The organism is Streptococcus sp. FSL E2-3494 (assembly GCF_038007085.1).
GTDB lineage: Bacteria > Bacillota > Bacilli > Lactobacillales > Streptococcaceae > Streptococcus > Streptococcus thermophilus.
Map to the genome: position 1 here is coordinate 1,570,819 of NZ_JBBOWN010000001.1, position 23,296 is coordinate 1,594,114.

Consider the following 23,296-nt stretch of genomic DNA (forward strand, 5'->3'; position numbering starts at 1 on the left):
AAAAAGATGTTGGAACCTCTTATTCCGTCATCTTTTTTCTTGTCTTTTAAGTTCTGACTTTACTTGAATTTCTATAATGTTATAATCTAGTTATGAAAACTAGATAAAGAGGTTTTTGTAATTTGACAACACAACAATACCCTCTCTGGGAGGAATTACCAGAGATAGAACTCTATTTAGATCAAGTTTTGCTCTATGTCAATTAGGTCACCAAAAGTACTTTGGGACCAAACGATAAGGGGCTAACCGCCTCTATGGTCAATAATTATGTCAAACATGGCCATGTCGCAAAACCTATCAATTAGAAATATAATGCAGCTCAATTAGCCAGACTCATTGTCATTACCAGTCTGAAGACCGTCTTTGAGATCTCTGAGATTGCTAAAACTTTGGAAATCCTACGGACAGACGACAAAAGTCAAAAGACCTACTACAATGACTTTGTGGCTTGCATGAATGGTCAAGTCCCCAAAGAGGCTCCGCATGTCATACTTTCAGCCCGCCAGACACTTCAATGCTACCGAGCTACCCATCAACTTTTGAACGACCTTGAAGGAGAAAACAATGTCTAATAATGCTACTTTTAACACTTCTCCCAATCTCAAACTCAGTAAAAAACCTAGCTTTGGTGAGGAAGTGGCGAATAGCGTAACACATGCTGTCGGAGCTATGGCCATGTTGGTCTTATTGCCAATCACTGCCGTTCATGCCAACAACGGCTACGGCATGACTGCTGCTGTCGGAATGTCCGTTTTTGTCATTAGCCTCTTCCTCATGTTTTTGAGCTCAGCCATCTATCATGCCATGGATTACAATTCACCTCACAAGATGGTCCTACGTATCATTGACCACAGCATGATTTACATTGCCATTGCTGGGAGCTATACGCCTGTTGCCCTATCGCTAGTAGGCGGTTGGCTAGGTTACAGCATCATCATCCTCCAATGGGGAACAACGATTTTTGGTATTCTCTACAAAATCTTTGCTAAAAAATTCAATGAAAAATTCTCCCTATTCCTCTATCTAATGATGGGCTGGTTAGTTATATTCATTATTCCAGCTATCGTCACTAAGACAGGCCCTGCCTTTTGGGGACTCATGCTTGCTGGCGGATTATCTTACACGGTTGGCGTAGCTTTCTATCCTAATCAAAAATCATACTTCCACATGATTTGGCACCTCTTTATCATGTTGGCTTCAGCTCTCCAGTATATGGGGATCGTCTATTTCATGCTTCCTTAAAACTAATACTAGGATTCAAATAGTTATGATATAATAAGGCCATACGGAGGTAAATCATATGAAAAAAAGAACTCAGACGAGATACTAACAACAAAATCATCGCTGGTGTTTGTTCTGGTATCGCCAACTATCTTGACATTGATCCTGTCATTATTCGCCTTATCTGGGCTGTAGCGATTTTCTTATTGGGAATAGGTTTTCCATTCTACATCATTTGTTAGATTATTATCCCAGAAGAAAGCGAGTGGTAAGTTATAATTGAATATAAAAAAATAAGCCAGACCTGAATTTCTTACAGATCTGGCTCTTTCTTTATTTTTTCAAACGGAAAATCAAATAGCTGACATTAACAAGTAGTAAAACACTCCAAAGAATGAGGAAAGGGATATTTCCTCGGACAGCATTGTGCCAAATACCTAGGGCATATAAGGCCATAAAGACTAGCGATCCTAGAACCGCTGTTCCTTCTTTATTGTTTTGTGGTTGATTAGACATATAAATCTCTTTTATTGCTTTGTATAAAACGGCTTGACACCATAAACCATGGCGAGAAAAGCTCTGGCTTGGCGTTTGACATCATTAGCCAAAGATCTATGGGACTGGGCATAGATACCATTTGGATTGTAAAAAGACTTGTCAAAATGCTCAGGCTCTTTTTGGCCCCACTTCCTCCTCAATTTGTTGGGTGATCGAAACTCCTTAGTCATCCGATTACGAAAGGCCGGATCGTTTAGTTGGACTGGCTCCACATCCAGTTGCCAATGGCGCTTGAAATTACCATAGTTGAAACTAGCACCATTTACCACACCACTCTCAGTTACCTTCTCCGCATCGACCTCATTGAGAAAATTTCCCTGACTATCCAAAATAAACTCTATGCGATTATAAAGGAGAATCTTAAGATTAACACTGGGAGTTTCATCTGGATAAATCACCTTGCCATCACGGATAGCAATCTTTTGGTGCAGACGTCCCTGATCAAACATGGTGAAAGGTTTCCATCTGAGATAGACAGCTAAAGCTTCCTTGTCTGTCATCCCTGTTCTTTTATAATGTGTCCTCACATACTGGGCTTGTTGACTCGAAATCAGGTAACGTAGCTGATGGATTTGTCGCTCTACAAGGCCTTCCTGAGACAAGCTATCACCAGGAAAAGCTAAATCTACCAAGCTGACAATATCCTTCCAGAAGACATCATGAGGCGCCAAATCAAGGTCAAAATAGGATAATAACCGCTGAGTTTCCTCAAGCTCCCCAGATAGATCCTCTGGCATCTCTATATAAGCAAGCAATAACTTCAGTACCTGTAATGGCTGATATTCCTTTTGCCATTCCTTCCATAAGCTAGAAAAGGCTTTTGAGCCTATGAGCATCTCATCTCTCCTCAATCATTTAATCAGTTGTCTCTTGTATGAAATCCTCTATGCTTCTAATCACCTCTTTGGTCTGATAGTGATAGAAATAATGAGGAGAATCATAATAAGTGACTTCCATATTTTTCTGACCCTTTGCAAAACTAGTCGCATAATGTCGCCACTGCTCCTGACCGAAACCTGTCCCTTTTCCATTAGACACCATGAGTAGCACGGGCATTTGAGATTTAATACTAGTAGAGTTCACCTTTTTATCATTCTCTTTCGCACATAGGCTCTCATTTAACATAGCTTGCGACAAGAGTTGTCTGTAAGCTATTTCTTGATAAAGACGGCGGTCACTATCACTTAGGTTCTCATTGGGCATATATAATTGTCTCGGCAGTAATCTTAACAGACCTAATTGACTTTCCCAACGAGCTAGACGTAACATCTGAGGGTGCCTCTTCAACTGGAAATAACTTTCTGGAAATGCCCAATCAAGACAAACCACAGCTTTCACTTCACTTGGGTAGTTTTCTTGCCAAAGAGGCGTCTCTAAGGAGGCCATCGAATGAGAAAGAATAATATATGGACCTGATACTTGTGACTTGGCTAGGGATTGACGTGTCTCTGAAAGGATCACAGATACATCTCTTGACTTAGACGTGTCCTCACTGTAACCATAGTCAGCTCTTTCAACAACAACTATTTTGTACTCCTTTGAGAACCCATCATACACATCTTTAAAATCTAGGATTGGTGAAGCCGTTCCAGCACCAGAGAGAAAAACTAGGGTTTGTGACCCTTGACCCTTTACAAAGACGCTAATTTTGTATCCATTGACAGCTACCATTTGCCCTACAGAGTTAAGAAAAGCATTCTCTCTTTGCAAGGCTAACCTATGATAAGTAAAGCTAGCCAGTAACAAGACTAGAACTACTCCCAGCAGAAATAAAAGTCTCTTTATAAAAACATGCATGGTTTATCCTACTAAAAAGTCAGCTAGCTTAGCTAACCGACTTTCTGATTTATTCGGCATCTGGGCGTGATTTGCGAGCTATATCAGCAAGGATATTTTCTACAAATTCTGACACAGTCTCAGTGTGTGTTTGTTTTTGACCATAACGACGAACGTTAACAGTTCCGTCTTTCATTTCCTTGTCACCAACAATCAATTGGTAAGGAATTTTTTGCGTTTGAGAAGCACGAATCTTAAACTGCATTTTTTCATTACGTTCATCAACTTCGGCACGAACACCACGATCACGAAGTTTCTTAGCCACTTCCCATGCGTAGTCCACGTGTTTTTCGTTAGATACTGGGATAAGGGTTACTTGGTGAGGGGCAAGCCATGTTGGGAAGGCCCCCTTGTAGTTCTCAATCAAGATCGCAGTAAAGCGTTCCATAGTTGAGATAACCCCACGGTGAATCATCACTGGACGGTGTTCTTCACCGTCAGCTCCGATGTAGTGAAGGTCAAAACGTTCTGGAAGCAAAAAGTCCAACTGGATGGTAGAAAGAGTTTCTTCCTTACCAAGAGCAGTCTTAACTTGGATATCCAATTTTGGTCCATAAAAGGCTGCTTCACCTTCAGCTTCGTAGTATTCAACACCCATGTCATCAACAGCTGCTTTCAACATGCGTTGAGCATTTTCCCACATTTCATCATTGTCAAAGTACTTGTGCTTATCTGCAGGGTCACGATAAGACAAACGGAAACGGTAATCAGTCAAGTTGAAATCTTCATAAACATCAATGATCAATTGAAGAATTTTCTTGAATTCTTCTTCGATTTGTTCTGGAGCAACGAAAGTATGTCCATCGTTCAGTGACATTTCACGTACACGTTGAAGACCTGTAAGGGCACCTGATTTTTCGTAACGGTGCATCATACCGATCTCAGCGATACGTATTGGCAATTCACGATAAGAGTGAACATGGTGTTTGTAGACTTCGATATGGTGTGGACAGTTCATTGGACGAAGGACAAATTCTTCCCCATCTCCCATATCCATTGGAGGGAACATGTCTTCACGGTAGTGATCCCAGTGACCTGAAGTTTTATAAAGTTCAACTGACGCAATTGGTGGAGTGTAAACGTGCTGGTAGCCCGCAGCGACTTCCTTGTCTACAATGTAGCGTTCCAACTCACGACGGATTGTGGCACCATTTGGCAACCAGAAGGGAAGCCCTTGACCGACTTCTTGAGAAATCATGAACAAATCAAGTTCTTTACCAAGTTTACGGTGGTCACGTTCTTTAGCTTCTTCAAGGCGTTTAAGGTAAGCCTTGAGATCTTTTTTATCGAACCAGGCTGTACCATAGATACGTTGCATCATCGCATTATCACTATTTCCACGCCAGTAAGCACCAGCAACATTCAAAAGATGGAAGATTTGGATACGACCAGTTGATGGCACGTGCGGACCACGACAAAGGTCAACGTATTCGCCTTGACGATAAATAGTCAAACCACCATCATCTTCTGAGTGTTCTTCAATCAATTCCAATTTATATGGATCGTTCTTGAAGATTTCACGTGCCTCGTCTTTAGTCACTTCTTCACGGATTGATGGGAAGTTTTCTTTAACGATTTTCTTCATTTCTTCTTCGATACGAGGAAGGTCTTCGTTAGAGATTTGGCCAGCTTGATTGTCTGTATCGTAGTAGAATCCATCTTCGATAGCTGGACCTACACCAAAATGAATATCTGGGAAGAGACGGCGAGCTGCTTGAGCAAACAAGTGTGCCGCTGAGTGACGCAAGATTGGAAGGGCATCTTCGTGATCTGGTGTCACGATTTCGATGCTTCCATCTTCAGTGATTACACGAGTTGTGTCAATCAATTTACCGTTAAATTTACCAGCAAGAGCTTTTTTCGCCAAAGAATTACTGATAGATTGTGCAATTTCAAAGGTTGTCACGCCAGATTCGAATTCACGAACAGCGCCATCTGGGAAAGTAATGTTAATCATAATTTTCTCCTTTTATTATTTCATAGTTTCTAAGCATTGACTTTTGACTATCAGACTACTTCCTAGTCTTAATGTTCAACTGCTTTTCTTTATCAGAGAGGAAGTTTTCCATTTCCGTCAGAATATCTACATCCAAACGTTGAGAAAGTTCTACTAGCCACCAGATATTTTCTGAAAGTTTTTGTTCCAGTGTGTGGGGTATTTCATCATAGTAGCGTCTTCTTGCTTTCTCATCACTAGTCGTAGGAAATTTCCAATATCATTAGATAAAGCCAAGAGGTCCTCTTCTACCGTCCACTTGGAATCATGATACTTAACTTCCAAATTGTGATAAGCTTGTCGGATTGCCCAACTACGGTCCACTAATTCTTGCAAGTCCATAGTTAGTCTCCTCACAAAAAAATTGCAACATCCAAAAAGGACGTCGCAACGTGGTTCCACCTTAGTTCGTGTACGACAAAAAATAAGTCTGTCTTACACCTCTGATTGGCTCTAACGTGGCCACCGTTTTATGTTTGCATAAAAAGTTAATCGAGTAGTCCCAACCATGTCCTCTGCGTGATTTCCAGCACCGCACGCTCTCTGAAAGATTTCCCATGACTGATATGTCTCTATGCGTTATTATAGCATGAAACAGTAATTTTTCAAGCTAATTTTCTCTTTTATTAATCAATCTAAGATTTTATCTGACTAGGAAAATGTGATAGCTTTCCTAATCCAAAAATTTTTTGATATTTCTGATTTTCTTGACCTGTTTGGCAGATCCTTTGATAATCCGAACAGAGCCATTGACAGGCAAGGTAATAGCCTTAGTTGGCAAATGAGTCACCATACGGGTCAATCGTTTCATAGTGCTATCTTCACCATTAAGATCATTATGGAAATCCTTAGAAATCGTAAGGTCCAAGTAATACTCATAGACACGTTTTCCAAAGTTTTCCGCAGAAATTTCATAGAGCTTCTCAGCCCACTTAGTTTCATCTTTTTCTGGCGTTACTATAGCCGCTTCCAAAATTGCCCCTGCTAAATCATTATCATGATAATACAGTATTCCAAACATCTTGTCAGTGATGACATTGTCCAAATAAGTATTTCCATGAGCAATGATAGGTGTACCGCTTGCCAAGGCCTCCAAATAAGTCAACCCTTGAGTCTCACTGGTTGATGCCGAGATAAAGAAATCAGCAGCCTTATAGTAAAGAGCTGTTTCGCCAGGTGCAATCATACCAGTGAAAACCACCTTATCCTCAATACCAAGTTTCTTAGCTTGGGACTTCAAGTGTGGTAGATAAGGTCCATCGCCAGCAACAACTAACCGAACTTTGTCCTCTTCCTCTAAAACCGAAGGTAGAGCCGCCATAACTGCTTGGATATTTTTCTCATAAGAGACACGAGACAAGCTCAACAACATGGTTTCATCTGAGGAAATACCAAGCTTGGCTCTCAAGTCCGACACATCTTCCTCAGTAATCTCTGGACGCTGGAATTTCTCAAGTTCAATACCTGTTGGAATGACCCTTTTCTCAGCAGCAACCTTATACTTGAGCAAAAGGTCATAAACAATCTCACTCGGGCAGATAACCCCATCCAAGTCACTCATAAAACCACGAACAATGTACTTAACCATACTCGGTCGAATAACCATACCTTTGGCAATATAGCGGACATAGTCTTCATACTGGGTGTGATAGGTGTGTACAACAGGTATCTTAAGTTCACGCGCAATGGCAATCCCTAGAAGCCCCAAGGAGAACTCTGTCTGCGTATGAATAATATCTAGCTTGTACTGTTTTGCAATCTCTAAAGCCTTAGAAAAGCCACGATAAGCCACTCGACGATCCTTAAAAGCAAAGAAGGGCACACTAGGAATACGAATAATCTGCCAGTCTTCATAGCGATCAACATCTCTATCAGTCGTAGTAAAAATAAAGACATTATGCCCCATTTTTTCCAACTGCGTCTTCAGTGTGCGAATACTAGTCGCAACACCAGATACCTGTGGAAAATAGGTATCCGTAAACAATCCGATACGCATTTAAATCTCCAATACTTCTTTGTAGGCTTTAGCAAGTTTTTGGGCGACATCATCAATCGAGCGACTTTCCGCAACCTTGTATCCTGCTTCACGCTTGTCCACTTTACCATCGATAATATCTTGTAAGGCCACTACAAATTCATCCACATTGTGACCAAATGAAGCAGATTTCTCATCAATCCAACCCTCATAAACAGGGATATCACGTAAGACTACATGTTGGTGACTAGCAAGGGCTTCAAGTACTACAATTCCTTCTGTCTCTTCATAAGATGGGAAAAAGAAGGCGTTGGCACCACTCATAGCTCCCTGGAAGACATCTCCCGTGAAATAACCTGGGAAGCTGACATTATCAGGATGCTTACCATTGACAATGTCTCGAATCTTTTTAGGAATTAGCCATTTACTAATACTGCCTAGCCAAATGAAACGAACATGTGGCATCTTCTCAGCAACCTTGACAAAATCTTCAATTCCCTTACGTTGGAAGTAAAGACCCGCACAAATAACCACTGGTTGTTCTTCCTCGATACCAAAGTAATCTCGGAAAACTTCTTCCTTGCGTGGGTCCTTGCCGTATTTTTTCAGATCAATCCCATTTGAAACAGCAATGATTGGTGTGGTCACCCCATAAGATTGAATCAATTTTTTAGAATACTCAGATGGCGTAATCACGTAATCAGCCTTTTGATACATATGGGTCAAATATTTCCCAAAAAGTGACGCCATGAAGTTAGAACCAATGAATGAATTTTCAAAGTCTTCACGTGTCGAATGACCATGCATGATGACCTTCTTACCACGACGTTTTGCTGCATGCAACAACATCAAACTGTGTGGTCCATAAGTATTGATATGAACAACATCATAATCACCCAAGATGTCTGTTGTATAGGGAATCCCCGCCAAGTCCAAGGCACGCATCTGATGGTGAAGAGCCCGTCCGATTCCTGATTTTTCAAGAATCGATTTTCCTTCAAGATAAAGTAGAACTTTCATACTCATAATTATATCTTAATTTGCACCAAATTTCATCTTGCAGTTAACTTTATCTTGATTTCTCATTTAATGAGATAGGGTAGAAAAGCACAAAAAAGATCGAGTACTCTCGATATTTTAGGTCATCGTCTTAAACGTTTTTACGGCGACGATGGCTATATGCTACACCCATGACTGCTACCACTCCTAGTGAGAGCCAAGCAGTATCATTAGTTTGATTAGTCTCTGGAAGTTGAGGACCTGATTTCTCAGAGGATACAACTGGCTTAGCTGATTTTGGTGTCACCGGTGGAGTAGGCGGAGTTGGTGTTGTTCGAGGTTTTAGTAGAATGAAACTATTGTTGAATTTCATATTCAAAGGAAGGATAACCGCTGCTACAAGCAGATTATCCTTTTCACCGACAGTCTTAGTAACAGTCACTTGGACTTTTCTAAAACGGTCTTTAAGGACAAATTGGAATTGATCTGCTTTTAGATCTTGCATAACACCTGTCTTAGTTAATTCCTTGCTGAACTGAATAGTGGCTTTAGCTGGAGTCGCAAACTTATTGTTAAAGATACCTACCGTCTTCTGGGTAGGAAACCTTGGCAACCAATTTAACTTGGTTATCGACAGTTTCTCGAACAAGCTGAATAGTGATATTGGCTTCTAGCTTATCATATACCACATCTTCATCATTTCCTGGAACTTCAGTCACGCGATAATGATAGATGCTTGGCTTGCTAAGTGAGAAATCTGAAAAGACAATTTTACTCTTGGCATCATTAGTGGTTTCCCCTAACTCAACAGGATTGGCACCATCAGTAACATCAAGGAGTTTGAATGTAAACTCTCTATCTTTGAGGTCTCTACCTGTCAATTCCTTTTCAAGTTCAAAATTGAAATGAATAAGGTTATCCCCGATGGCATCTCCACAACCTCCATCCAAGTGAATGGTTGACTTATAAGAATTAGAAATAACATCAGCATGAAGCTTAATACGGTTAACAGGGTTGTGTGATTCTTCAACAGGTTGTGTCAAACGGGTTTGATATCAAACATAGACCATGCGGTCTAACTGATTAAGTTTAAGATCAAAATGGGAGTCGTCATAAGAGAAACTCTTAATCAGGTCTATAGCAGATCCCTTGTCAATTCAAGGATCTGCTAAATCAATGTAGCGAAGCTGTAGAGAACCGTCCAAAAACCGTTGATTGTCAGACCAAGTGTCAATCAATCTCAAGTTGTTATGGACAAGACGTGAGTCGTTAAGACACATTTGCCAATTTAGAAGAGTTAGACTCTGCTTATCTTAGCTTCCCCATTTAGAGATGACCTCTTCCCATGGAGGAGGTGACTGCACTTTACCCACTGTAACTTGAATGATACGTCCCACAGAATCAAGAGTAATATGCTCCCTTTCTTCTACTTCATCAGAATATAAGGTATCCAACTCCCAAATCATAAGCTTATTGTTTAGATGGATCTTGAAATAATTATTAAAAGTCGTTGTGATACGATTCTTTTCAGGATTTATCTATTCAAGACCCACAATTTCATTTTTAGGATTATAGACATTGATCTCGTAGCTAGTAGGGAAACGCAGCCTTAAATCACAGAATAGATTATTCATGATTCTATCTTCCTATTTTTGCAATCCTTTTCAACAAGAGTTACACGCTATTCTCAGAACTTTGCAAGTAAATAGATAGTGCAATCTAAAAAAACTTATATTATAGACTTTATGGTCAGACCCCTCTTTTAACATTGTTTCACTTCCTCATTTTTTGCCATAATTTTAATTGTGATTCTATTTTAAAAATGCCGAAATTCAAGTTATTGCTTTCAAAGATTGGAAGATTATATGAATGTATAGTAGAAAAAAACTGCCATCCTCTTAAGAATGACAGTAGCTTTTAACCTTATTAAGAAGGTGGACCTTAACACTCATTTATACTACTTAAGCAAGTTCTTTGAGAAACTCCACTAGGATCGCAGCTGATTGTTTACCCGCCTGAATAATAAATTCGTCAAAGGTAATATTAGCGTCATGAGCTGCTGTATCACTCATAGCACGGACAACGATGAAAGGCTTCTTCACACTTTGTGCAGCTTGAGCAATGGCTGCTCCTTCCATTTCAACGGCTAAGACTTCTGGAAAGTGCCCTTTAATAGCATCAATCTTATCCTGACCTGCAATAAAGCTATCACCAGTCGCAATAAGACCAATTTTAGAGTCGATAGAGGCTTGAGCCAAAACCTTTTCAAAAGTCTCTACAAAGCTAGGGTCACTTTCAAAGTAAAGCGGCTGCATAGACATTTGACCATAATCATAGCCAAAAGATGTCAAATCAACATCGTGGTAGACTAATCTTGATGCCACAACAACGTCCCCAATCTTAAGTTCAGGCGCTACGGCTCCTGCAGAGCCAGTGTTAATTAGGGCATCAACCTCAAAGTGGTCTGCCAGAACAGCCACAGACATGGCTGACATGACCTTCCCTACACCTGATTGCACCAAAACAACATCATGTTTACCCAATCGTCCTGTATAGTAGATATTGCCTAAAACAATTTCTTCAACCTTATTTTCCAATTGCTCCACTAGAAGCACTAATTCCTGCTCCATGGCAGCGATAATTCCGATTTTCATATAGTTCCTTTTTTACTTGTAATCTTAACAGAGATCAGCAAATACATCTATCCAACTCACAGACTTTTTAGAAATAAAAGACAGCAACAATGAGAATAATTAAGAGGACGACAATCCAAAAGAGAATGCGATTAAGCTTGTGCTGAAATTGATTACGTTTAGCATTCTCAATCCGACGGCTCTTGTATGCAGAGGGCTGATAATTAGCCTCATAGTCCTCATCATAGAACTCTTCCTCGTAATCCTGATAATAAGGATGATCCTCTAAGTCAATTTCCCCACGCTTGGCTTGCTCAATGACATCGTCAGTCAAAAGTGGCTTACTCATAACTTATTTTCCTCCAAAATGAAGTGCATAGTACTGGAGAGCAATGATGGTTTTAGCATCCTGAATAGCACCTGAAGCTACGAGTTCCATACACTCCTCATAAGTCAACTCATAGATTTCAAGAAACTCATCTTCGTCAAGCGGACGTGGATTTTCAACAGGATGGAGGTTTGTAGCCACATAGAGTTTAATTTTTTCATTACAGAAACCAATGGATGTGTAAAACTCATGAATCAATTTAAGTTCGCCCCTATACTGAGTTTCCTCTTCAAGTTCACGCGCTGCTGCAGCCATCTCATCGCCAGCCTCACCGACTTCCAGTTTACCCGCAGGAATCTCGTAGGAAACCGCCTCAATAGCCTTACGGTATTGCTTGACAATAATAATTTTCCCTTCAGGGGTAATAGCTAAAACGGCCACTGCTCCCTTGTGGAAAATCAGTTCACGGCCAGCTGTCTTACCGTCTGGTAAGAGAACTTCATCCACTGCAACTTCAAAAATATGTCCCTTAAATTTTAACTCACGTTTGAGTGTTTTTTCTTCAAACTCCATGACTTGACTCCTTCAATCTATAAGCCCAATCTAATTCATCTCCTCAATAGAACCAAGACTTAGATGAGCTTAAGCCTACTTTTGTTGGCTTGGGTGGTGAGGTTTCTTAATAGCGTAGCCTTCTTTATTGACCTGACGGCTGCGTCCAATGGCTACGCTGTCAGCTGGGACATTATCCGTAATGGTTGAACCAGCTGCTGTAAGTGCATTGTCCCCAATTTCAAGCGGTGCAATCAAGGTTGAATTGCTTCCGATAAAGGCGTTGTTAGCAATTTGGGTCTTGAATTTATGTTGGCCATCATAGTTTACAGTGATCGTCCCTGCACCAAAGTTAACGTCAGAACCAACTTCCGCATTACCAATGTAGGTCAAGTGACCGGCCTTAGTATTTTCACCGATAGTAGACCCCTTAACCTCGACGAAGTTACCAATATGAACGCCTTCTTTGAGCATTGAATCCGGACGAATATGGGCAAATGGACCAACTGTAGCGCCTTTTTCAACCACTGAATGCTCAATCATTGAGTTAGTGATAACAGTATTGGCACCGATAGTTGAATCAACAATATAAGTTCCATTAGTCAACACCGACTCTGCTCCGACTTTAGTTTGTCCTTTAAGAGTAACATTAGCTTCAATCACAACGTCCGGTGCAATTTCCACATCTACATCAATGTATGTCGCATTTGGATTTTGGAAAGTAACACCATTAATCATGTGAGTCTTGTTAATACGACGACGCATAACATCTTCTGCCGTAGCTAGGGCAACACGGTCGTTAACTCCAAGACTTTCTTCAAAGTCACGAAGGGTATACGCACCTACCTTTTCACCATTTTCACGGAAAATAGAGATGACATCTGTCAAATAGTATTCTCCTTGAGCATTGTTAGTATTAATATTTTTAAGTGCTTCGAAGAGACGTTTATTGTCAAAGACATAAGTCCCTGTATTAATTTCTTTAACCTGTTGTTCAAACTTATTTGCATCTTTTTGCTCAACAATCTTAGTGACTTCACCATTTTCATTACGGATGATACGGCCATAACCAAATGGATTATCGGCAGTTGCAGTCAAGATAGTGGCAACATTTTTATGATTAACGTGGAAATCAATAAGGTTTTTAAGGCTTTCACCAGTAATCAAAGGCGTGTCACCGGCGATAACAAGCGTTTGCCCTTCAAGTCCAGCCAACTCTTCTTCAGCCATCATTACTGCGTGACCAGTCCCCAACTGTTCAGTTTGCATAGTGAAGGCAGATTGACCATCCAAAACCTCACGAACAAGCTCAGCCTTATGACCAATAACAGTAACATTTTTAGCTGGTTCGATAACTGAAACTGCACGGAAAACATGCTCAAGCATAGTGATGCCTGAAACCTTGTGTAATACTTTTGGAAGATCTGATTTCATGCGAGTTCCTTTACCCGCAGCAAGGATAATAGCGTAATTACTCATTTTCTTTTTCCTTCTTAAGATTTTTTTGTGATGGTTTCCTTCGAGGCGGTTTTAGCCTTGAGTCCCAAATCTCAGGGCCTCCACCTCCCACTGGGATAGCCTACGAAAGAGAGGGGCCTTAAAAATAAGTCTCTTATTTCTTAGAAAATATGTCCTCATAACTGACGTTTTTTAGGGCCTCTGATTATCTATAATCGCCCTATTATACCATAAATGAAAAGGTTTTGGCAGAATGGACGGTATTGAAAAAAGAGCTGACGCTCTTTTTAGAATAATCTTTTTTGAGACTTTCCTGAAGTGAGTGCGGACGTCAGTGATCTTCTTCGAAGCTCCATGACTAATTTTTGAGCCCCTTCACTTTTTAATTTCTAGGCTCAGGCTAAAACAGTTCCCCAAACTGTTTTATTCTCAAAAATTCCGAGTTCTTGAAACACTAGTGTTTCAAGAACTTTTCTCACAGCGGAAAGTCTCATTAAATGCTCTTTTAAATCAAGTCTAAACAAGATTTGAGTTACTTATCCTTTACCGAGGTTAAAGTGATATCACCTTTATGACTTCTCTTGTTTGACATAAGTCCCTTGTAACTTTCCATATAAGATGTAATCTACAGATTTGAGCTCATCAATAGTGCGACAATCAAGGGCACACATGATAAGGCGAAGGTCATCCTTCCAGCCATTGACGATAGCCACAACCTTATCCACAGGATAACGTTCCACCAATTCAAGAACTGTTCGTGAGAGGCCTACACCTTTTGCTCCTAAGACCAGACATTTAACCATATCAAGTGGATTGCGCACGCCACCAGAGGCTAGGATTTCCACCTCCTCACGAAGGTCTTGGGCTTGCAAAAGGGTCTGAACCGTACTTTGTCCCCAGTCATTTAGGTAATCACAGTTACCACCTCGACTATTTTCAATATAGGCAAAGCTAGTTCCACCACGACCTGAGATGTCCACAGTCTTGATGCCCTGAGACATGGCGTAGCGAATGGTTTTCTCATCCATACCAAAGCCAACCTCCTTAAGCACAAGAGGAACCTCTATTTTCTGTGCATAAGCCGCCACATTTTCCTTCCAAGTGTGGAAAATACGCTCTCCCTCAGGCATGAGAAGCTCCTGCATAAGATTAACATGGAGCTGTAAAAAGACTGGATCCATAGCTTCCACCGTCTTAATCCCCAGGTCCACAGACTTATCAACACCGATATTGGTCGCAAGGTCTAAGTCTGGAAACTCATTACGATAGTCAAAGGATTCTGGTGCCTCTCCTTTTAGAGCAGCACTGTAGGAACCCGTCACCATGAGAATACCTGTTCGGCTAGCCACCTCAGCTAGTTTTCGATTAACAGCCCCACCTTTGGCAGATCCACCTGTCATGGCATTGATATAAAAGGGGAATTTCCAATCTCGTCCAGCAAAATGTGTGGACAAGTCAATCTGATCTAAATCATAAGTCGGTAGAGACTTGTGGATAAGTTCCATATCGTCAAAACTATTGTAGGGCGACTGGTACTTGAGGGCATAACGGATGTGATCGTCTTTACGATTTGTCATAGGTTATTTCTTTACTTTCTTGCGTGGATTATATTCTACTAAGCTGACCCTAAATCTCATACAAGAGCTCTATGCCTGCCTGTTGCCAGCGCTCAACTAGGATATCTCTGCTAGCTTGATCAAAGGTAAAGGCGATACCGCAGTCACCACCTCCAGCTCCAGAGGACTTGGCAATAGCATCAAGCCGTTGTTCAGCTTCTTTGAGTTTTTTCAACTTGTCCACATAGATATCTGGACTCAATGATTCTAACTGGTCGCTTACTGTTTGAAGGCTTCTCTTAAGCAAATTCTTATTTCCTGTTTCCAGTGCCTTGATGGCATCTTGGACGGCAACTTCTGTTTCACTTAAATACTTGCTTGATATGCGAGATTTGACCATTTTAACCATGTCTTTTGAGATAGCAGCTTGCTTGGTCCACCCCACTAAGAAGCGAGCTTTTAGTTCTGACACTACTGGACTGATACGGTAACCCCAGTCTATTTCCAAAAGTTCGGATAGAGTCATTTGATCTATAAGCTCCGCTATTTTTGCACGGTCAAAGGAGTGATAGGAAACCAGATCCTCGTATACGATACAAGCTAAATCTCCCATAGAACCATTGTCTCCTTGTTTGAGGAGGGTGTAACTAGCTAATTTAAAGAGAATGTCTTTGGATAAGTCTTTCTGAAGCGATGCCGCCAAGGCCTTAAGGGTCAATACTACAACTGAACCTGATGAGCCAATGCCAAATTTAACCCCATCTCGTTCCAACTTTCCAGTGATTGAAAGGTCTAGAGCAGGCAAGTTCTCACCACAATAGGCCTCAAAAGTATTCAAGGCCTCTTGAATGAGGGCGTAATTTACGTCTGGCTCACGGTCCACACTGTAGTCAAACATGTCTGAGGTCAACTGGGTAGTTTGGGCTTTCTTGATCTCTGCTGACATAAAAATAGGAATAAATTGAATTAGGGCTGTCTGCCCCGGTGTTAAGACTGAATATTCTCCAGCAATGTAGAGTTTCCCACCTGTTTTTACTGTGACCTGATTGACCGACTGCTTAGGCATCTGGCAACTCCTTGGTGCGTGAAACGATGACCTGATAATCCTTGCGTAAGTGTTCTGCTAGGCGGTCAAGGTCTTCTTCCATACAGAGCACCTTGACATTTGGTCCTGCATCCATAGTGAAATAACATTGCTCACCAGAGGCACGGAGGGCCTTAACCTTGTCCATAGCCTGATAAGAGGCTTCCGTTAGATATGAAAATGGAGGGTTAGCCGTACTTGTTGTTTGGTGCATACGAAGGGCATTGGCTTCAGTGAGCTCACCGACCGCTTGGAAATCATTTGCTTTGAGATAGGCCAACATATCCTTATAATCTAGCTCAGACTGTCTGATCCACTCTGGGAAAGAAGTCGATGTTTCGGTACACAATTTCATACCGTCTCGGCTAGATACGGGTTTCTTTTGATCTGTCAAAACCAACATAATCATGGCCAATTTGAGATCTGTTTCAACTGGATAAACCTCACCACTATCCTTATCCCAAGCTGCCAGCGGCCCAAAGAAAGAACGTGATGATGAGCCTGAAGCAAACTTGGCAATCTGAGCCAATTCAGACTGCGTTTTTCCTACTTGGAAGAGCTCGTTAGCGGCCTTGACCAAAGCTGAAAGGCCTGAGGAACTTGATGATAGGCCTGCTGCTGTTGGCATATTGTTCCATGTTTCGATTTTGACAGGCTGATTTGGATCAGTACGGAAGATATCTAAAACCTTGCTGGCCTTAGTCGTCTCTTTTTCTCCTTGGAGCTCGTCACCGATATACATGACATCACTGGTCGCATCCTTAGGCAGAAAAGACAACTTGGTTTCCGTATACATATTTTCCAAAGTCAGTGAGATACTACTGGTTGAAGGAATCATACGATCCGCATCCGCCTTACCCCAGTATTTGACAATAGCAATATTTGCGTACGATTTGACGCTTACAGGCTTTCTATCCACGTGTTTACGGCTCCTTTTTCTTGAAGTTTTTTAGCAATCGTTCGGGCTTGGTCTTTAGTACTTGTCAGAGCAATAATACAGCCACCAAGCCCTCCGCCTGACATCTTGGCTCCCAGTGCACCATGGTCCAGAGCAGTTGCTACTAGAAGGTCCGACAAGGCACAAGACACGCCTAAAGATTTAAGATGATTATGGGCTTGAGACATGAGCTGTCCAAGAAGCTTTTGATCCTTGGCTTTGAGGGCCCGTTCTGCCTTCTGACTTAATTCACCCAATTGGTTGAGGTCTGACAAGGCATCTAAACCATTAGCTTCAACCTTTTCCACAGCTTCACGGGTGTTTCCATGGATACCCGTATCAGCAATGACCAGATAAGCACCTAAATTGACCTCGATTTCCTTGAAACCGATATTACGCGTAAAGCTAATGGCTTTGTCACTCAAGCATGTCTTAGCATCCAGACCACTCGGTTTACTATGTGCTATGGTCTCCGCCTGATGAACCAGCATTTCCAAGGTCTCCCGGCTAAGCTCTTGATCGAAATAATCAAAGACCGCTCGAATTGCCGCAATGGCTACAGCCGCAGACGACCCCATGCCACGCTTTTCAGGAACACTTGACTTAATAGCATAGCTGATAGGCCGATTCTTGATTTTCAGATAATTAAGCGCTGAAAAAATCGCCGTCGTCAAGGGATCTTGAGCCTTGAGCGTCAAAGGAGTCTCAGCCGCCTGAATCTGACAGACAACCTCAATATCCTTAAGAGGGAGAGCAAGGGCAGGATGACCATAAACGACCGAGTGCTCCCCCATCAAAATAATCTTACTGTGAGCCTTGCCCACTCCTACTTTCTTAGTCATAAATTACACACACTCACAGACAAATTTTCAGGCGAGTGTCTTTCTATATTTTTCATACAGATTCTAGTGGTGACTCAAGGTCAATAAACCTCCCTGAGTGGATTAAGAGCCCCAATCTAAGGAATTTTCCTATGTCACTTCTATCTTATCATCAAAGCGCAAAAAAAGCGATATCTAACCTAGAGTGTCGCTTTGCATTAGAGACATGGTCCTAAATTGATATTTCTATCTTAAACTAGTACAATACCAATGAGGTTAAAAAATGATTGATGTCGAAAAACTAATTAAACAGAACTCCGAACTAATGGCACTATTAAAGATTATCCACTCTTTCCAACTTAATGACTGTTGGCTTTGTGCTGGAACTTTACGCAATTATATTTGGGACTACTTAAGCACCGGAAGTACATCTTCAAATATCAATTTCTCAGATATCGATGTCATTTTCTTTGATAAAAACATATCATATGAGCAAACTGTTGAAATAGAAAATCAAATAAAGAAAAAATATCCTGAATACAATTGGGAAATAAAAAATCAGTATTATATGAATATACATAGTCCTAATACTGAAAAGTATGTCAGCTCTACCGATGCTGTTTCAAAATTTCCCGAAAAATGTACTGCCATAGCTGCTAGACTAAATGACAATCAGGAACTAGAAGTATTTATTCCTTTTGGAACAAACGATTTGATTAACTTCAGAGTATCACCCACACCGCATTACTTTTCAGACAAGGACCGACAAATGATCTATAACGAGAGAGTAAAAAAGAAAAATTGGAACATATTCTGGCCAAACATTTCTATAGAATTTATCAAATAGATTAACCTATGATTTGTGATTTGCTTTTTACAAGACTTTCCGCTGTGAGAAAAGTTCCTGAAGCATAATAGTTTCAGGAACTCGGAATTTTTGAGAGTAAAACAGTTCGGGAAACTGTTTTAGCCTGAGCCTAGAAATTAAAAAGTGAAGGGGCTCAAAAATTAGTCATGGAACTTCGAAGAAGGTCGCTGACGACCGAAATCACCTAAGGAAAGTCTTAAAAAATTTTTCTTCTATATTAAAAAAGAGCCTCACGGCTCTTTTCATTTTAAATCGCAAACAAGTCGTTTAGGTTCTCAGCCATAGTTGGGTGAGTGAAGATTTGGTTAGCCAAATCTGTGTATGGAATATGATGGTTCATAGCAAGGGTAATTAGATTGATAATTTCATGAGATTCTTGACCAAAGAGGGTCACACCCAAGATTTCCTTAGTTTCAGGATTTACCACAGCTTTGAAAGCACCGCGCAAATCACCGTTAACATGACCACGAGGCATGCCAGCAACTGGAAGTTCCTTGACAGCAACTGGTCCACCTGCTGCTCTGGCTTGGTCTTCAGTAAGGCCAACCTGTGCCAAAGGTGGGTAGAGGAACATGGCAGTTGGAACTGCTCCACGTGTTTCAAGGTTATAGCTACCATCCCCTGTCAAGTAATTAAAGACAATACGGAAATCATCTAATGAAATATAAGTGAATTGAAGTCCACCATTAACATCACCCACTGCAAATACACCAGGAACGCTTGTTTCCAAATGCTTATTAACCTGAATACCGCCACGTTCTGTCAAGGCAATATCTGTATTTTCCAAGTGAAGAGGTTCGATATTAGGCTTGCGTCCTGTCGCATAGAGGAGAGCATCAAAACGAAACTCACCTTTGTCAGTAACAACGACAACTTCATCACCGTCATTTTTTACTTCGGAAGTTTTAACACCCTGCTCAAAGACAATGCCGTCCTCTTCCATGTATTGCTTGGCCAACTTAGCAATAGATGGCTCTACACGTGGCAAGAAGCTAGTCGCTGCATCCAAGACAGTCACTTGACTACCCAAACGGTTATAAAGGCCAGCAAATTCAAGACCGATATTACCACCACCTAGGATACCCAAGCGTTTTGGCAAAGCTTCAAGAGTTTGAATGCCAGTTGAGTCGTAAACATGCTTAGTTGTTGTCAAACCAGGAATAGGCAAGATATTAGATACAGCACCAGTATTAATAACAATAGTCTCAGCTGTAAGCTCTTGGCGGTCATCCCCAGCTACTACTTCAATAACCTTATTTGACACAAAATGTGCCTCTGCATCAATGACATCAACGCCATTGTCTGCCAACATTTTATAATTCTTAGCATTAAGACGACTAGTCACTGCACCACGTTCTTTCATGGTGTCGTCAAATGACCAGCCCTTCTCAGCCGCAACAATCATAGTCTTAGTTGGGATACACGCAATATTAATGCAAGTCCCACCATACATAGCTTTACTGCGCTCGATGACAGCAACTTTCTTACCAGCCGCATTCATCTTAGCAGCCAACGTTTTACCGGCTTTACCGAAACCGATAACAATCAAATCATAGTTCAACATTTCTGTATCCTCCTATTTATTGACATTATATCATTTAATTTTTCAGACTACCAATATCTGAACTGGAAAATAAAAAAGCTACAGCTTTTTATGTAACCGATTTCATATCTTATGTTAATGGAGATATATGCACCCTTTGAAAATTATGTGGTAAAAAACTAAAAAAAAAAAGAAGAACACAACATTTTTTCTAAAGAGTTGTCCACAGTTTCTCCAAAAAGCTTCGAAAGAAATATTTGCTCCTATCTTCGAGCAAGTATCACATGGTAAATCATTTCAAGCAGCGCTGCCACACCTACTGTAATTAGAAGCTTGGTCAATGATACATCGATTTTTACACCAAAATAAAAGACGACAAGATAAGAGAAAATAATTTCTGTGAGAACACGAATATGATTGGCTATGGTAAAACCTCTTTATGAGCGCATTTTTTAAGTAAAAACAGAAAGAGTCATAGGTGCTCATTACTAATGTTGAGATGTCTGCTCATTATAGCATAAAACAATACCTAGATTAGAAAAAATAAGCAGATTTAAGCTTTATAGACACTTGACGATCAACTACCAAACACACGATTACCTCTTATCCTAACTAAAAAAGTCACACCAATTCATGGCGCGACTTATCTTTCATTCTGATAGAATTATAAACTTATAGTCACTCGTCAATAGCTGTACAGCTTCTATTCAATCCTTCTGGAACAGGTTGGCTAGTAATGTGAACTTGATAAGTCGTTACACCTTGGCGAAGGCCTTCGTCATTTTCAATAGCCTGTTTAAAGCCTACTCCTGCAAGAGCTTCGATATAAGGAATGGTAACATTGGTAAGAGCAATGGTTGATGTACGTGCTACTGCAACTGGAATATTAGCAACAGCATAGTGAAGGACACCGTGTGTTTCATAAACAGGCTTATCGTGACTTGTCACACGATTCACAGTCTCAACAACCCCACCTTGGTCAACGGCAACGTTAACAATAACAGAACTTGGACGCATTTGTTTCGATTAATACTACGTGTCCCTTAGCCAAAAGACTTTGGACACCTGCAGGTGTAAGAGCTACACGGTTTTCGTTGTTTTTGATTTCTTTTGGAATACCAATTAACATATTTTCTCCTCATTCGGAGGTCATAAGGTAAAGGATTGTGCAAATCGCTTAACCACTTCCTATCTATCTTTCTGTAATGATAGCGCTTTCATTTTAACTAAAATCAAGAGAAAAAAATCTCCGCTATTTTAAGACCTTAGAATCATACTCCCCTAACTATCTAAACAATTCACAAAAGAACCCAACCAATCGGCTGGGCTCTTAAGTTGTAAACTAAATGATCAAAAGAGTATTTTTTCTTATGCACATCCTCCTTTTTATTTTCAAAAGCAGCACCAATTTAAAATCCTTAAGCTTCATGGAAAACTCTTAATAAAATAATCAAAGAGTCCTTGGTCTGCTAATTGCTTATGACCCAAGAGAAACTCTGGATGATTGGACTTCTTTCCGCAACAGTTTTTTCATTACTAGTGATTCCAATTAAGGGAATAGTCAGTCGTCTTGCTCCTTAAAATAATCAAGGAGGAAAAGAGCGTTTTCCACATAGTAATTCACAGCTACTGGCAAGGCCTCATCTTTCACAAGGAAATCATCATGGTGCCAGTCTGGTGCATTTTCTTCACCATTTGAGCCAACAAAGGCAAAGACTCCTGGTATTTCCTTTTGATAGGCCGCAAAGTCTTCGCCTCCTGTTGATGGCAGCGTTTCAATCACTTCTGCGAAGGCTTTAGAATTTTCAAAGATGAGTGGTGTGAGTGTCTGGTCATTGTAGGTCACGTAAGGTGAATTACCCCAAGTAATGTCAACTTGAGCACCAAACTGATCCGCTGTCGCCTGAACAACTTTTTCAAAGCGAGCAATGACATCTTCCCGAACCTTAGGCTCGAAAGTCCGAATCGTTCCTTCGAAGAAGCCGGCTGCTGGAAGAACATTCCAGGTATTTCCAACTTCGATATGAGTAACTGACAATACAGCTGACTCAAAGGGAGATACCGTCCGAGCAACAATTTGCTGTAAATTATTAATGATAGTCGTAGTAACCAAGACCGTATCCACACCCAAATCAGGACGGGCTGCATGGGACGAAACACCCATGACATCAACCCTAAACTGCTCCACGCCTGCCAAAATAGCACCTGAACGAAGGCCAATCTGACCAGGTTTCAAGTGAGGATTATTGTGATAACCGATGATAGCTGACACACCCTCAATACCGCCCGCTTCAATGACCTGATAGGCCCCTTGGAAATTTTCCTCAGCCGGTTGAAAAATTAATCGAACAGTCCCCTTAAGCTCTGCTTCTCTTTCTTTTAAAAGCTGAGCAGCACCAAGCAGAGAGGTCTGGTGAAAATCATGACCACAAGCATGCATGGCACCATTGTCGCTGGCATAAGGAAGTCCTGTCTTTTCCTTAATCGGTAGGGCATCAATATCAGCACGCAAGGCAATAATAGGATGACCTGACCCAATCTCAGCGATGAGTCCTGTCTTCAAGGGATAATTTAAAGGCTCAACACCTAGATTTTTCAAATAAGCTTTCAAAAAGACTGTCGTCTCATGCTCCTCCTCAGAAACCTCTGGATGTTGATGAATCTGATGACGCGTCTTTGCTAAATGATCGTAAAATACTTCTGTCATAATGAACCTCCCTCTCTGATCAGTTTTAGATTGTCAATCCATTTGTGAAACTCTCAATCGAATTGATTCCATCATACCACCAGAAGCGATACTTGAGAAATCAAAAATATTTATAGTATTCCATAAGTATTTCTTATGCCTCTAAAAAATACTGTCATTATAGGTGTTGTTGTATTAAGACTAGCGATAAGATAGTCTTATCAGCTGATTGAAAGTTCCTATCG

23 protein-coding genes and 3 pseudogenes are annotated in these 23,296 nt (G+C 40.9%); 4 read left to right on the forward strand and 22 right to left on the reverse strand.

The features are described 5' to 3' along the window. Nucleotides 1-122: 122 nt before the first annotated feature. From NST05_RS08135 to NST05_RS08145, 3 genes and pseudogenes are all read left to right on the forward strand, one after another. Nucleotides 123-572, forward strand: a pseudogene (locus tag NST05_RS08135) (DUF1836 domain-containing protein). Further along, nucleotides 565-1,242 carry a PAQR family membrane homeostasis protein TrhA gene (gene trhA / locus NST05_RS08140; RefSeq protein WP_084828581.1) on the forward strand — a complete coding sequence of 226 codons (678 nt, stop codon included), beginning with the start codon at nucleotides 565-567 and terminating at the stop codon, nucleotides 1,240-1,242. Before NST05_RS08135 ends, trhA begins: the two are co-directional and overlap by 8 nt. Before the next feature lie 77 nt (nucleotides 1,243-1,319). Continuing rightward, nucleotides 1,320-1,463 (forward strand): annotated as a pseudogene (locus tag NST05_RS08145) (PspC domain-containing protein); the annotation flags it as partial. A 91-nt stretch (nucleotides 1,464-1,554) separates the two neighbouring features. Here NST05_RS08145 and NST05_RS08150 read toward each other — a convergent pair. The 18 genes from NST05_RS08150 to mvk all read right to left on the reverse strand — a co-directional run bounded on the left by NST05_RS08150 (nucleotide 1,555) and on the right by mvk (nucleotide 17,975). Then, nucleotides 1,555-1,737 (reverse strand): hypothetical protein, encoded by a 183-nt coding sequence (locus NST05_RS08150; protein ID WP_011680899.1) that lies wholly within the window; start codon nucleotides 1,735-1,737, stop codon nucleotides 1,555-1,557. Between the two features lie 11 nt (nucleotides 1,738-1,748). Beyond that, the gene (locus NST05_RS08155; protein ID WP_024009799.1) at nucleotides 1,749-2,615 is read right to left on the reverse strand and encodes a DUF3114 domain-containing protein; all 867 of its coding nucleotides are present in this window, start codon (nucleotides 2,613-2,615) and stop codon (nucleotides 1,749-1,751) included. Nucleotides 2,616-2,634: 19 nt separating this feature from the next. After that, on the reverse strand, nucleotides 2,635-3,576 hold the full coding sequence (locus tag NST05_RS08160; protein WP_084828580.1) for an alpha/beta fold hydrolase: 942 nt from the start codon (nucleotides 3,574-3,576) through the stop codon (nucleotides 2,635-2,637). Nucleotides 3,577-3,625: 49 nt separating this feature from the next. Continuing rightward, nucleotides 3,626-5,572 carry a threonine--tRNA ligase gene (gene thrS / locus NST05_RS08165; protein WP_084828579.1) on the reverse strand — a complete coding sequence of 649 codons (1,947 nt, stop codon included), beginning with the start codon at nucleotides 5,570-5,572 and terminating at the stop codon, nucleotides 3,626-3,628. Between the two features lie 55 nt (nucleotides 5,573-5,627). Continuing rightward, entirely contained in the window at nucleotides 5,628-5,774 is a 147-nt protein-coding gene (locus tag NST05_RS08170) for a 30S ribosomal protein S15 (RefSeq protein ID WP_084828578.1), read from the reverse strand. Continuing rightward, a complete protein-coding gene (locus NST05_RS08175) occupies nucleotides 5,726-5,953 on the reverse strand; it encodes a hypothetical protein (protein WP_084828577.1) in 228 nt (75 codons plus the stop codon). The genes NST05_RS08170 and NST05_RS08175 overlap by 49 nt, the downstream gene beginning before the upstream one ends. Nucleotides 5,954-6,284: 331 nt before the next feature. Continuing rightward, on the reverse strand, nucleotides 6,285-7,607 hold the full coding sequence (locus NST05_RS08180; RefSeq protein WP_014608105.1) for a glycosyltransferase family 4 protein: 1,323 nt from the start codon (nucleotides 7,605-7,607) through the stop codon (nucleotides 6,285-6,287). Then, complete coding sequence (locus NST05_RS08185) at nucleotides 7,608-8,606, reverse strand: glycosyltransferase family 4 protein (protein WP_198506948.1); 999 nt, start codon at nucleotides 8,604-8,606, stop codon at nucleotides 7,608-7,610. It abuts the gene before it with no gap. A 130-nt stretch (nucleotides 8,607-8,736) separates the two neighbouring features. Then, nucleotides 8,737-9,198 carry an LPXTG cell wall anchor domain-containing protein gene (locus NST05_RS08190; protein ID WP_252989151.1) on the reverse strand — a complete coding sequence of 154 codons (462 nt, stop codon included), beginning with the start codon at nucleotides 9,196-9,198 and terminating at the stop codon, nucleotides 8,737-8,739. Next, nucleotides 9,158-9,628, reverse strand: a complete 471-nt coding sequence (locus tag NST05_RS08195; protein ID WP_023909504.1) for a Spy0128 family protein — start codon at nucleotides 9,626-9,628, stop codon at nucleotides 9,158-9,160. The genes NST05_RS08190 and NST05_RS08195 overlap by 41 nt, the downstream gene beginning before the upstream one ends. A 918-nt stretch (nucleotides 9,629-10,546) precedes the next feature. Further along, nucleotides 10,547-11,239: a 5'-methylthioadenosine/adenosylhomocysteine nucleosidase gene (locus NST05_RS08200; protein WP_084828576.1), complete on the reverse strand. Its 693-nt coding sequence runs from the start codon at nucleotides 11,237-11,239 to the stop codon at nucleotides 10,547-10,549. 67 nt (nucleotides 11,240-11,306) lie between these two features. Further along, nucleotides 11,307-11,567, reverse strand: a complete 261-nt coding sequence (gene macP / locus NST05_RS08205) for a cell wall synthase accessory phosphoprotein MacP (protein ID WP_011226984.1) — start codon at nucleotides 11,565-11,567, stop codon at nucleotides 11,307-11,309. Nucleotides 11,568-11,570: 3 nt separating this feature from the next. After that, complete coding sequence (locus NST05_RS08210) at nucleotides 11,571-12,119, reverse strand: NUDIX domain-containing protein (protein WP_011225659.1); 549 nt, start codon at nucleotides 12,117-12,119, stop codon at nucleotides 11,571-11,573. A 75-nt stretch (nucleotides 12,120-12,194) separates the two neighbouring features. Continuing rightward, nucleotides 12,195-13,577 carry a bifunctional UDP-N-acetylglucosamine diphosphorylase/glucosamine-1-phosphate N-acetyltransferase GlmU gene (glmU, locus tag NST05_RS08215; protein WP_014608101.1) on the reverse strand — a complete coding sequence of 461 codons (1,383 nt, stop codon included), beginning with the start codon at nucleotides 13,575-13,577 and terminating at the stop codon, nucleotides 12,195-12,197. Nucleotides 13,578-14,125: 548 nt separating this feature from the next. Continuing rightward, on the reverse strand, nucleotides 14,126-15,133 hold the full coding sequence (gene fni, locus NST05_RS08220; RefSeq protein WP_011680889.1) for a type 2 isopentenyl-diphosphate Delta-isomerase: 1,008 nt from the start codon (nucleotides 15,131-15,133) through the stop codon (nucleotides 14,126-14,128). 49 nt (nucleotides 15,134-15,182) lie between these two features. Next, complete coding sequence (locus NST05_RS08225) at nucleotides 15,183-16,178, reverse strand: phosphomevalonate kinase (RefSeq protein WP_011680888.1); 996 nt, start codon at nucleotides 16,176-16,178, stop codon at nucleotides 15,183-15,185. After that, the gene (gene mvaD, locus NST05_RS08230; protein WP_002947985.1) at nucleotides 16,171-17,115 is read right to left on the reverse strand and encodes a diphosphomevalonate decarboxylase; all 945 of its coding nucleotides are present in this window, start codon (nucleotides 17,113-17,115) and stop codon (nucleotides 16,171-16,173) included. The genes NST05_RS08225 and mvaD overlap by 8 nt, the downstream gene beginning before the upstream one ends. Beyond that, a complete protein-coding gene (gene mvk, locus NST05_RS08235; RefSeq protein WP_084828575.1) occupies nucleotides 17,097-17,975 on the reverse strand; it encodes a mevalonate kinase in 879 nt (292 codons plus the stop codon). The genes mvaD and mvk overlap by 19 nt, the downstream gene beginning before the upstream one ends. 262 nt (nucleotides 17,976-18,237) lie before the next feature. Here mvk and NST05_RS08240 point away from each other — a divergent pair, with 262 nt between their 5' ends. Then, nucleotides 18,238-18,801, forward strand: coding sequence for a nucleotidyltransferase family protein (locus tag NST05_RS08240; protein WP_014608096.1), 564 nt, complete (start codon nucleotides 18,238-18,240; stop codon nucleotides 18,799-18,801). 268 nt (nucleotides 18,802-19,069) lie between these two features. On the opposite strand, the gene NST05_RS08245 is transcribed toward NST05_RS08240, so the two are convergent. The 4 genes and pseudogenes from NST05_RS08245 to NST05_RS08260 all read right to left on the reverse strand — a co-directional run bounded on the left by NST05_RS08245 (nucleotide 19,070) and on the right by NST05_RS08260 (nucleotide 23,072). Beyond that, a complete protein-coding gene (locus NST05_RS08245) occupies nucleotides 19,070-20,386 on the reverse strand; it encodes an FAD-containing oxidoreductase (RefSeq protein ID WP_084828574.1) in 1,317 nt (438 codons plus the stop codon). A 657-nt stretch (nucleotides 20,387-21,043) separates the two neighbouring features. Continuing rightward, nucleotides 21,044-21,388, reverse strand: a pseudogene (locus NST05_RS08250) (alanine dehydrogenase); the annotation flags it as partial. Further along, complete coding sequence (locus tag NST05_RS08255) at nucleotides 21,357-21,494, reverse strand: alanine dehydrogenase (protein WP_002950088.1); 138 nt, start codon at nucleotides 21,492-21,494, stop codon at nucleotides 21,357-21,359. The pseudogene NST05_RS08250 and the gene NST05_RS08255, both read right to left, overlap by 32 nt. 432 nt (nucleotides 21,495-21,926) lie before the next feature. Continuing rightward, nucleotides 21,927-23,072 carry an amidohydrolase gene (locus tag NST05_RS08260; protein WP_084828573.1) on the reverse strand — a complete coding sequence of 382 codons (1,146 nt, stop codon included), beginning with the start codon at nucleotides 23,070-23,072 and terminating at the stop codon, nucleotides 21,927-21,929. Between the last annotated feature and the right edge of the window lie 224 nt (nucleotides 23,073-23,296).